Origin of the sequence: Lysobacter enzymogenes, from assembly GCF_017168095.1 — a bacterium.
Classification (GTDB): Bacteria; Pseudomonadota; Gammaproteobacteria; order Xanthomonadales; family Xanthomonadaceae; genus Lysobacter; species Lysobacter enzymogenes_D.
Window position 1 is genome coordinate 1 of record NZ_LXSD01000431.1, and the last position, 10,012, is coordinate 10,012.

The 10,012-nt window shown below is 70.1% G+C and carries 8 protein-coding genes; 3 read left to right on the forward strand and 5 right to left on the reverse strand.

The genetic code is table 11. The features are described from left to right. Nucleotides 1-372, reverse strand: a 372-nt coding sequence (gene secG, locus A7A76_RS18590) for a preprotein translocase subunit SecG (protein WP_206412600.1), incomplete at its 3' end; no start/stop codon positions are given. Nucleotides 373-444: 72 nt separating this feature from the next. Then, nucleotides 445-1,197 carry a triose-phosphate isomerase gene (gene tpiA / locus A7A76_RS18595; protein WP_206412601.1) on the reverse strand — a complete coding sequence of 251 codons (753 nt, stop codon included), beginning with the start codon at nucleotides 1,195-1,197 and terminating at the stop codon, nucleotides 445-447. A 131-nt stretch (nucleotides 1,198-1,328) separates the two neighbouring features. On the opposite strand from tpiA, the gene A7A76_RS18600 reads away from it, so the two are divergent. Further along, on the forward strand, nucleotides 1,329-1,850 hold the full coding sequence (locus tag A7A76_RS18600) for a DNA-deoxyinosine glycosylase (protein ID WP_206412602.1): 522 nt from the start codon (nucleotides 1,329-1,331) through the stop codon (nucleotides 1,848-1,850). Between the two features lie 594 nt (nucleotides 1,851-2,444). After that, complete coding sequence (locus tag A7A76_RS18605) at nucleotides 2,445-3,605, forward strand: trypsin-like serine peptidase (RefSeq protein WP_206412603.1); 1,161 nt, start codon at nucleotides 2,445-2,447, stop codon at nucleotides 3,603-3,605. Nucleotides 3,606-3,893: 288 nt separating this feature from the next. Here A7A76_RS18605 and A7A76_RS18610 read toward each other — a convergent pair whose 3' ends face one another. After that, the gene (locus A7A76_RS18610) at nucleotides 3,894-4,829 is read right to left on the reverse strand and encodes an isopenicillin N synthase family oxygenase (RefSeq protein ID WP_206412604.1); all 936 of its coding nucleotides are present in this window, start codon (nucleotides 4,827-4,829) and stop codon (nucleotides 3,894-3,896) included. A 303-nt stretch (nucleotides 4,830-5,132) separates the two neighbouring features. Between A7A76_RS18610 and A7A76_RS18615 the strand changes: the two genes are divergently transcribed. Further along, entirely contained in the window at nucleotides 5,133-6,992 is a 1,860-nt protein-coding gene (locus tag A7A76_RS18615; protein WP_206412605.1) for a DUF3413 domain-containing protein, read from the forward strand. A 247-nt stretch (nucleotides 6,993-7,239) separates the two neighbouring features. Here A7A76_RS18615 and glmM read toward each other — a convergent pair whose 3' ends face one another. Next, nucleotides 7,240-8,580 (reverse strand): phosphoglucosamine mutase, encoded by a 1,341-nt coding sequence (gene glmM, locus A7A76_RS18620; RefSeq protein WP_206412606.1) that lies wholly within the window; start codon nucleotides 8,578-8,580, stop codon nucleotides 7,240-7,242. Between the two features lie 405 nt (nucleotides 8,581-8,985). After that, nucleotides 8,986-9,873: an acetyl-CoA carboxylase, carboxyltransferase subunit beta gene (accD, locus tag A7A76_RS18625; protein ID WP_206412607.1), complete on the reverse strand. Its 888-nt coding sequence runs from the start codon at nucleotides 9,871-9,873 to the stop codon at nucleotides 8,986-8,988. Nucleotides 9,874-10,012: the final 139 nt, after the last annotated feature.

Here is a 10,012-nt window from a genome sequence, read left to right on the forward strand (position 1 = left end):
CGGAGCGGCCGACGGGGCCTGCGGCACGCCGCTGGCCGGAGCCTGCGGCACCGCGGCCGGTGTGGCGGCCGGAGCCGGCGCGGGCTGTTCCTTGACCTGGCCCATCAGGCCCAGATCCGGCTTGCCCGCCTGGGCCGGCGCGGTGCGGCTCGCCTGCCAAGCCATGAACAGGCTGATCGCGAAGAACGCGACCGCCAGCCACTTGGTCGACTTGGACAGGAAGTTCGACGAACCGCGCGCGCCGAACACGGTCGCCGACGCGCCGCCGCCGAAGCCCGAGCCGGCCTGCGCACCCGCGCCGCGCTGCATCAGGATCAGGGCGATCATGGCGATCGCGATCAACACATAGATGACGTTGAGGAACAACAGCATCGTCGGAATTCTTCGCTCAGTGACAGCTCGTTACGACCGTCGGCGGGCGGCGGAGTTCGCCGCTCGTCGCGATCAGGGCGCCGCCGCGGCAGCGATGGCGTTGAAGTCGGACGCGACCAGGGAGGCGCCGCCGACCAGTCCGCCATCGACGTCGGGCTGGGAAAACAGCGCGGCGGCGTTGTCGGCCTTCACGCTTCCGCCGTAAAGGATCGGAAGCGAGCCAGCGATTCTAGCATCGTGCGATGCGATTTCGCTACGGATGAATGCGTGGACTTCCTGCGCCTGCTCCGGCGTGGCGGTCCGGCCGGTGCCGATGGCCCAGACCGGCTCGTAGGCGACGACCGCGCCGTCCAGGGCGGCGACGCCCAGCAGTTCCAGCACCGGCGCCAGCTGTTCCTGCAGGCGCCACTGGGTCTTGCCGTCCTCGCGCTCTTCCAGGGTCTCGCCGACGCACAGGATCGGCACCAGCCCGGCATCGCGGGCGGCGGCGAACTTGCGCGCGACCAATTCGCTGCTCTCGCGGTGGTACTGGCGGCGCTCGGAGTGGCCGACCAGGCCGTAGACCGCGCCGACTTCCTTGAGCATCGCCGCGGAGACTTCGCCGGTGTAGGCGCCCTTGACGTTGCTGCTGACGTCCTGCGCGCCGAAGGCCAGGCCGCGCTCGCCGTAGTGCTCGACCAGTTCGCCCAGGTACGGCAGCGGCGGCAGGATCACCCGCTCCACCCCGGCCGGCGGAGTCTGCGCGGCGACCTCGTCGAGCAGGGCGAACGCGAACTCGCGGCTGCCGTGCAGCTTCCAGTTTCCGGCGACGATCCTGCGGCGCATGGCTTCTCCCTCGGTGCGTGGACGGGGCGCAGTCTAGCGGTTGTAGGAGATAGCGGATAGGAGTTAGGAAATAGCCCGGTACGCCCACATCTAGGCTATCTCCTATCTCCTATCCGCTACCTCCCAGCTCCATGCCCCTGCACAGCTTCCCGCCGCTCCAAGCCCCCGACGCCCGCGCCCTCGTGCTCGGCAGCATGCCCGGCGCCGCGTCGCTCGCGGCCGGGCGCTATTACGCGCATCCGCAGAACCGGTTCTGGCCGATCATGGGCGAACTGGTCGGCGCCGGGCCGGCGCTGGACTATCCGGCGCGGGTGGCGGCGCTGGCCGCGGCCGGGATCGCGCTGTGGGACGTGCTGGCGCAGTGCGAGCGCGAAGGCAGCCTGGATTCGGCGATCCGCGACGACACCGCGGTGGCCAACGACATCCCCGGCTTCCTGGCCCGCCATCGGCAGGTCGGCACGATCCTGTTCAACGGCGCCAAGGCCGAGCAGGCCTTTCGCCGCTTCGTCGCCCCGACCCTGGCGCGGCCGGACTTGAGCCTGATACGACTGCCGTCGACCAGCCCGGCCAACGCCTCGCAGGGCGCGGCGATGAAGCTGGCGGCGTGGCGCGAGGCCTTGGGCGCGGCGGGAGTGCGGTTGCGGGAGGGGTGAAGTGCGCGTGGATCGGGCATTCGGCGCGGCTTGAAATTCCGCGGTCGCAGCTTGCGCAGCTCCTACAGGGGCTTCGGAAACTGCGCGATCTCCCTGTAGGAGCTGCGCAAGCTGCGACCACGACAAGGCGACTACGACGAACCCCCGGGGCGGAGGCGAATTTCGCCGCCTTGCCCAGCCGAGCTCCCCGCAAAACACCGTCGCCTTCACCGCCCCGACCTGCAGCGGCCGTTGCACCTGCGCAACATTTTCCAAGCGCCCCGCTCCAGCCCAGGCAACCGAAAGCCTTGCCGCGCCTGCGCCGCAGCCATCCCAGGCATGGCTGCGACAACACCGCCAACGCACCTGTCCATCGCCCCGCCCTGTCCTGCCCGCCGCGACCCCGGCGTTTCCTGGGGTGGCCGCCCGCCCCTGGGCGGCACCGACGAACGCAGCCTCGCCCATCGCGGCGACGCGCCGCCGGCCGGGCCCGCCTGTACGCGCCCGTCCCGCGTTCGCCCGGAACCGCCCGCGCCGCACGGATCGAGGCGCGCGGCGGCGTTGTACCGACGATCCATCCGTCGCCCATGGAGCGATACCTCAAGGAGTCTGGACATGAAGCCGCATCGCAACGCCCCGCAATCCCTCCCCCGCCGCCTCGCCGCCGTCGCCGGCCTGGCCCTGCTGAGCCTGGCCGGCGCCGCCAGCGCCGGCGAAACCGTCATCCGCACCGCCCACGGCGATGTCGCCGCGCTCGACGCGCCCAAGCCCGGCAGCGCCGCCGCGGCCAAAGCCGCCCAGGCCGCGCCGTTCGCCACCGCGCGCCAGCGCGCCGCGGTCAAGCCGCTGATCTGGGAAACCCGTGGCGAAGCCGCCTCCCCGGCCGCGCTCAAGGCGCTGGACGCGCCGACCGGCCCGGCCGCCAGCGCGCCCGGCGGCGCCGCCCCGGCGTTCAACAACTACCTCGCCCGCCAGCACTTCCCGCAGGTGTGGAAAAAGCTCGATGCGCTGGACGCGCGCCAGGGCGCCGCGCCGGTGTCGGCGCTGGGCGGCGAGAAGGACGGCGCGCACTACGCCTACACCCGCTTCCCCGGCAACTACTACACCAGCCAGTGGAAGGCGTCGCCGTGGAACAAGATCGGCAAGCTGTACTTCAACACGCCCGGCGGCGGCAGCTCGTACTGCACCGCGCAGGTGTCCAGCGGCACCAACGTGCTGACCACCGCCGCGCATTGCGTCTACACCTTCGGCGCGGGCTGGAATTCCAACTTCGTGTTCGTCCCGGCCGAACGCTACGGCGAGGCGCCGTACGGCCGGTTCGGCTGGAGCACCGCGCGGGTGCCGACCAACTGGATCAACCAGGGCACCCGGCGCTGGGACGTGGCGGTGATCAAGCTGACCGGCGAGCAGACCACCGGCATTCCGGTGATCAACTACGTCGGCTGGCTCGGCCGCGCCTGGAACCAGCCGTACTCGCTGTACACCTACTCGCACGGCTACGCCAGCAACCTGAGCACGCAGTACACCAACATCTGCGCCGGCCAGACCTACGACGCGCCCAGCGAAGGCACCAACGTCGTCGTGCAGGGTTGCGACATGACCTACGGCGCCAGCGGCGGCGCGTGGCTGATCAACTACACGCCGAATTCCAACGCCGGCAACCAGGTCAACAGCGTGGTCAGCGGCCCGCACATCGGCGCGTTCGGCACGGCGTGGGTCGGCGCGCGCTTCAACGACGACAATATCGTGGCGTTGTGTACGGCGATCGGGTGCTGAGCGAGCCGTCATCCGTGTGAAGTAAGGCGGGAGCACGCTTTGCTTCGGGCTTGGGAGGCGAGCCTGCCAAGCAACGCAGCCCGAGGCGCGCCGCCGCATGGGACAAGGACGTCCACTGATTTGGCTGTGCTCGCACTGACCGGGGGCGCAGCCTCCAGCAAAAGAAAAAGCCGGCGCAAGCCGGCTTTTTCTTTGCAAGCGATGAGAGCGCTTCGATCCGCCGGCGCTCCCGCGCGGACGGCCGCGAAGAGCGCTGCGACAGCGTCGCCCGGCTCCCGATTCGCGGCCTTACTTGAGCTTGATCTCGCGCAGACGCTCTTCCAGATAGCCCTGCGCCGTGATCGGCTCCGGATAACGCTTGGGGTTGTCCGCGGTGATCGTCGAAGGCAGCACGTCGATCAGGAAATCCGGGTTCGGGTGCAGGAAGAACGGGGTCGAGTAGCGCGGCTGGCGCGCCTGCTCGCCCGGCGGGTTGACCACGCGGTGGGTGGTCGAGGGATACACGTGGTTGGTCAGGCGCTGCAGCATGTCGCCGATGTTGACCACGATGGTGTCGGCGTCGGCGGTGAACGGCACCCACTCGCCCTTGCGCGACTTCACTTCCAGGCCGGCGGCGCTGGCGCCGACCAGCAGGGTGATCAGGTTGATGTCCTCGTGCGCGCCGGCGCGCACGTTGGGGATGTCGTCGGCGGTGATCGGCGGGTAGTGGATCGGGCGCAAAATCGAGTTGCCCGAGTCGGTCTTGTCGGCGAAGTAGTTCTCCGGCAGGCCGATGTGCAGCGCCAGCGCGCTGAGCACGCGCGAGCCAAGGTCGTCGAGCGTGGTGTACAGGCCGTAGGCGACTTCCTTGAATTCGGCGATCTCGCTCGGCCACAGGTTCGGCGGCATGTCGGCGGCGTACTTGGAGTCGCGCGGGATCTCGCGGCCGACGTGCCAGAACTCCTTGAGGTCGAAATGCTTGGAGTCCTTGGCGGTCTCCACGCCGAACGGGGTGTAGCCGCGCGCGCCGCCGCCGCCGGGCACGTGGTACTGGCGCTTGACCTCGTCGGGCAGCGCGAAGAAGCGCTTGAACACGTCGTAGGCGCGGTCGATCTGCTCGTCGCTGATGCCGTGGCCGCGGATGCCGGCGAAGCCCCATTCGCGGTAGGCCGCGCCGAGCTCGGCGACGAAGGCCTCGCGGTCGGTGTCGTAGCGGCGGATATCGAGGGTAGGAATCTGACTCACTGTGCGTTCCTGTCTGTCTGTATCGTCCGGGTAAGCCGCTATCTTCGCTCAAAGCCGGTCCGGGCGCGCTATCTATCACGGATCGGCACCGTGCTGGCACGCCGGGCCGCCTCGCCCGGCACAGGCCGCGCGAGCGGCCGCGGGCGCCGCCTGAACGGCCGCCTGCGCCGTTTAGGCCGCGCCGCGACCTCCCGCCATCCGGCGGTGTTCCAGGGCTTTGTTACACGCTAAAGTCGCCGCCCCGACCTGCCCCGCCCAGGTCCCGCCGCCCCGCCAGGCCCGCCGCACCGAGAGCCGCACCGAATGGACGTCCCCGCCGCACGTTCCGCCTTCCAGGCGCGCACCGCCCTGGCCTGGCTGACCGGCTTCACCCTGACCAACGCCGCCGCGGCGATCGCGATCGCCGCGCTCAACATTCCCTTCGCCCACCTGGCCGGGCACTGGAAGGCGGCGCTGTTCCTGACCCTGGCCCTGCCCGGCCACTTCGTCTTCTTCGGCGCCCTGCTCGGCCTGCTGCCGCTGCTGCTGGGCTGGCTGACCCGGCGCCGCGGCGCCATGACCGTCGCCGCGGTGATCCTGCAGGCGGCGTGGATCTGCCTGGTCGCCACCGACGCCAAGGTGTTCGCGCTGTACCGGTTCCACCTCAACGCGATGGTCGCCAACATGGTGTTCGGCGGCGCCATGCAGGACCAGGTGGTGCTGTCGGGCTCGGCCTGGGCGCTGATCGCGCTGGCGGTGACCCTGGTGCTGGCGCTGGAAATCGCCGTCGCCTGGCTGTGGTGGCGCGCGCTGCGGCGGCGCCCCGGCCTGACCGGCGTGCTGCGCGCGTGGTGGCTGGCCCTGGCGGTGATGGTGTTCGGCCAGGCGATGGTCGCCTACTACGATGCGCGCGGCGACCGGCTGATCCTGTCGCAACTGCCCTACATCCCGTGGGCGCAGCCGATCACGCTGAAGGATTCGCTGCGCCGCTTCGGCGTGGAGAGCGACCCGAACGCGCGCATGCCCAGCGCCGGCGAAGGCCTGCTCAAGTACCCGCGCAAGCCGCTGGACTGCGAGGCCGCGCCCAAGCTCAACGTGGTGGTGATCGTGCTCGAGTCACTGCGCCACGACGCGCTCGACCCGCGGGTGATGCCCAACACCTGGCAGCTGGCGCAGCGCTCGCAGTGGTACGACGACCACTACAGCTCCGGCAACGCCACCCGCTTCGGCCTGTTCGGCCTGCTCTACGGCCTGCCCGGCGGCTACTGGCATCCGATGCTGGCCGAACAGCGCGGCTCGGCCTTCATCGGCCAGATGAAGAAAGACGGCTACGCGATGCACATCTACGGCAGCGCGCCGCTGTACAACCCCGAGTTCGACCGCACCGCGTTCTCGGAAGTGCGCGACCATATCGTCAACGGCCCGCGCGAGCGCAAGAGCGCCGAGCGCGACCAGGCGATCCTGGCCGACCTGCAGCGCGACATCGCCGCGACTTCGCCGCAGCAGCGCTTTTTCGGCTTCGTGTTCCTGGATTCGACCCACCAGCCCTACTACATGCCCAAGGGCTATCCGCCGCTGTTCCAGCCGATGGCGCAGTCGATCAACCCGATCGACTTCGGCCCCGACCACGACCCGCTGCCGGACTTCAACCGCTACCGCACCGCCGCGCACTACGCCGACTCGCTGATCGGCCCGTTCGTGCGCGCGCTGGAGTCCGGGCCGTTCGCGCAGAACACCGTGCTGGTGGTCACCGGCGATCACGGCGAGGAGTTCAACGACCTCAAGCAGAACTACTGGGGCCACAACGGCAACTTCTCCGACTACCAGCTGCGCACGCCGTTCGTGCTGCACTGGCCCGGCAAGGCGGCGCAGAAGATCGGCCACGTGACCTCGCACGAGGACCTGGTGCCGACGCTGATGACCCACGCGCTGGGCTGCCGCAACGACAGCGCCGACTACAGCACCGGCCGCGACCTGTTCGGCCCGGCCGCGCCGAACCGGCCGCTGCTGGTGGAAAGCTGGTCGCAGCGCGGCATCCGCCACGGCGAGCGGATCTACCTGTTCGACAACTACGGCGCGGCGACCGTGGTCGACCGGCGCTACCGGCCGCTGCCGGACGCGAAGGTGGACCCGGCGGCGGTGGCGCAGTCGTGGGAGATGCTGACGCGGTTCCAGCAACGCTGAGGGCCACAGGCGGCGCGCGAACACGGCTGCCCCCTGTAGGAGCGGCGCAAGCCGCGACCAACCGAAGCCGCGTTTCGCAAGCGTGAGCATCCGCAGATACGCAACCGTGGGGGTTCTCGATTTCGGCTTCTGCGCGTTTTACGTCGCTTTGGTTGGTCGCGGCTTGCGCCGCTCCTACAGGTAGCTTCGGGCAGAAACGACGAAGGCCGCTCGCGCGGCCTTCGTCTCTACTGCACGACCGAACCGGTCAGACCGCGGCCTTCACCGCCGCCGACAGCGCATCGAGCGTGTTCTGCATCAGCGCCGCGTCGTCGGCTTCGACGGTGACGCGCACTACCGGCTCGGTGCCGGACGGGCGCAGGAACGCGCGGCCGCGGCCGGCGACCGCGGCTTCGGCCAGTTTCAACGCTTCTTTGACCGACGCGGCTTCGGTTGGCTTGCTCGCGCCTTCGAAGCGCACATTGACGGTCTTCTGCGGCACCCGCTGCAGGCCGGCCAGGGCCTCGCGCAGCGACAGCTTGCGCCGCGCCAGCACTTCCAGCACCTGCAGCGCGCTGACGATGCCGTCGCCGGTGCTGGTGCGGTCCAGGCACAGCAGGTGGCCGGAGGCTTCGCCGCCGAGCACGCCGCCGTGGGCGATGAGCTGCTGGTGCACGTAGCGGTCGCCGACCTTGGCGCGGATGAAGCCGATGCCGCGCTGCTGCAGCGCGCGCTCCAGGCCGTAGTTGGTCATCAGCGTGCCGACCACCGGGCCGCGCAGGCGGCCGCTGTCCTGCCAGTCGGTGGCCAGGATGTAGAGCAGGTCGTCGCCGTCGCAGATGCGGCCCTCGCTGTCCACGAACATGACCCGGTCGCCGTCGCCGTCGAAGGCGATGCCCAGGTCCGCGCCGCTGGCGCGGACCTTGTCGACCAGGGTCTGCGGATGGGTCGAGCCGACCCCGTCGTTGATGTTGAGGCCGCTGGGGTCCACGCCGATCGCGTCGACGCGCGCGCCCAGCTCGCGCAGCACCAGCGGCCCGACCTGATAGGTGGCGCCGTTGGCGCAGTCCAGGGCGATGCGCAGGCCGCTGAGGTCGAAGCCGCGCGAGACCGAGCCCTTGCACGCTTCCAGATAGCGGCCGATGGCGTCGCGGGTACGCACCGCGCGGCCCAGGCGTTCGGACTCGACCGTGCGGAACGGCTGGTCCAGCGCCGCCTCGATCGCCAGTTCGGTGTCGTCGTCGAGCTTTTCGCCGTCGGCGGAGAAGAACTTGATGCCGTTGTCGTAGTGCGGATTGTGCGAGGCGGAGATGACGATGCCGCCGTCGGCGCGCAGCGAGCGGGTCAGGTGCGCGACCGCCGGGGTCGGCATCGGCCCCATCAGCTGCACGTCCACGCCGGCGGCGACCAGGCCGGCCTCGAGCGCGGCCTCGAACATGTAGTTCGAGATGCGGGTGTCCTTGCCGATGATGACCATCGGATTGCGCCAGTCGCGACGCTGCAGCGCGTGGCCGTAGGCGTTGCCCAGGCGCAGGACGAAGTCGGCCGAAATGGCGCCCTCGCCGACGCGGCCGCGGATGCCGTCGGTGCCGAAGTATTTGCGGGTCATAGGGATGGGTCGGGGAACCGGGAATGAAGGGAACGGGGAATGGCGATCGCGCGGCGAACGGATGCGATGAGCGCGCCGTCGGGGGAATGCCGCCGGGCGAGTGTGCCGCAAGCCGGCGGCGCTTCGGCCGCGCGCGGCTGAACGAAGGCGCGTAGCGCTTCGCGCAGCACAGTTTGGAGCGGGGAACGGGGAAAGCAGGGATCGGGCAATGACGGGGGCGCCGATGCGGCGGCGTCCGACAACCACTGCGGCTTCGTCGCGGCGCCTGCGCTCATCGAAAGCGCGCGAGCGAACGCGCGGGAAAGCGAAAGAAAACAGCGCGCGGGCCCGATGCCGTATCGCACCCTGCGCCCTCGCCCTCTCGCCATTCCCCGCTCCCCTTGTTCCGTGCTCCCGGCTCCGGGCTCACGCCGCTTCGACGTCGTCCTCGGGCTGCGCCTGCTTGGTCAGCAGCGCCAGCAGGTGCGAGATGCGCTCGCGCATTTCGCGGCGGTCGCAGATCTGGTCGACGGTGCCGTGCTCGAGCAGGAACTCGCTGCGCTGGAAGCCTTCGGGCAGCTTTTCGCGCACGGTCTGCTCGATCACGCGCGGGCCGGCGAAGCCGATCAGCGCGCCGGGCTCGGCCAGGTTGAGGTCGCCGAGCATCGCGAACGAGGCGGTGGTGCCGCCGAAGGTCGGATGGGTCATGACCGAGATGAACGGCAGGCCGGCGTCGCGCATGCGCCCCAGCGCGGCGGAGGCCTTGGCCATCTGCATCAGCGAGAACAGGCTTTCCTGCATGCGCATGCCGCCGCTGGCGGCGAAGCACACCATCGGCACGCCGTCGGCCAGGGCGCGCTCGGCGCCGCGGGCGAAGCGTTCGCCGCTGACCGAGCCCATCGAGCCGCCCATGAAGGCGAAGTCCATCGCGCAGGCCACCAGCGGCCGCTGCTTGAGGGTGCCGGCCATCGCGATCAGCGAGTCGCGCTCGCCGGTGGCTTTCTGCGCGGCCTTGAAGCGCTCGGAATACTTCTTCTGGTCCTTGAACTTGAGCACGTCCACCGGGCTCAGCTCGGCGGCGATTTCCTGGCCGCTGCCGGCGTCGAGGAAGGCGTTCAGGCGCGCGCGCGCGCGGATCGGCATGTGGAAGCTGCACTTGGGGCAGACCTCGAGGTTTTCCTCGAGTTCGGGACGGTAGAGCACGGCGCCGCAGCGCTCGCACTTTTCCCACAGGCCCTCCGGGACGCTGCGGCGCTTGGCCGCGCCGGTCTCGGTGCGGATGCCGGACGGCATGAGTTTCTTGAGCCACGACATGCGTTGGGATCTTCCTGGTTTAAATGAAGACGTTCAGAGGTTTCGACTGCGGGCGCTGGGCCGGCGCAGGGTGGAGCGGCGGTGGCGCGGGGGCGTCGCGCCGGTGCCGTCCCGGCGGGCCAGTCTAGCGCAGCGGCCC

Excerpts from the sequence above, each read along its gene's own strand:
- glmM (WP_206412606.1), bottom strand. The coding sequence starts at position 8,580 with ATGACCCGCAAATACTTCGGCACCGACGGCATCCGCGGCCGCGTCGGC.
- accD (WP_206412607.1), bottom strand. The coding sequence starts at position 9,873 with ATGTCGTGGCTCAAGAAACTCATGCCGTCCGGCATCCGCACCGAGACC.
- A7A76_RS18615 (WP_206412605.1), top strand. The coding sequence starts at position 5,133 with ATGGACGTCCCCGCCGCACGTTCCGCCTTCCAGGCGCGCACCGCCCTG.
- A7A76_RS18600 (WP_206412602.1), top strand. The coding sequence starts at position 1,329 with ATGCCCCTGCACAGCTTCCCGCCGCTCCAAGCCCCCGACGCCCGCGCC.
- A7A76_RS18605 (WP_206412603.1), top strand. The coding sequence starts at position 2,445 with ATGAAGCCGCATCGCAACGCCCCGCAATCCCTCCCCCGCCGCCTCGCC.
- tpiA (WP_206412601.1), bottom strand. The coding sequence starts at position 1,197 with ATGCGCCGCAGGATCGTCGCCGGAAACTGGAAGCTGCACGGCAGCCGC.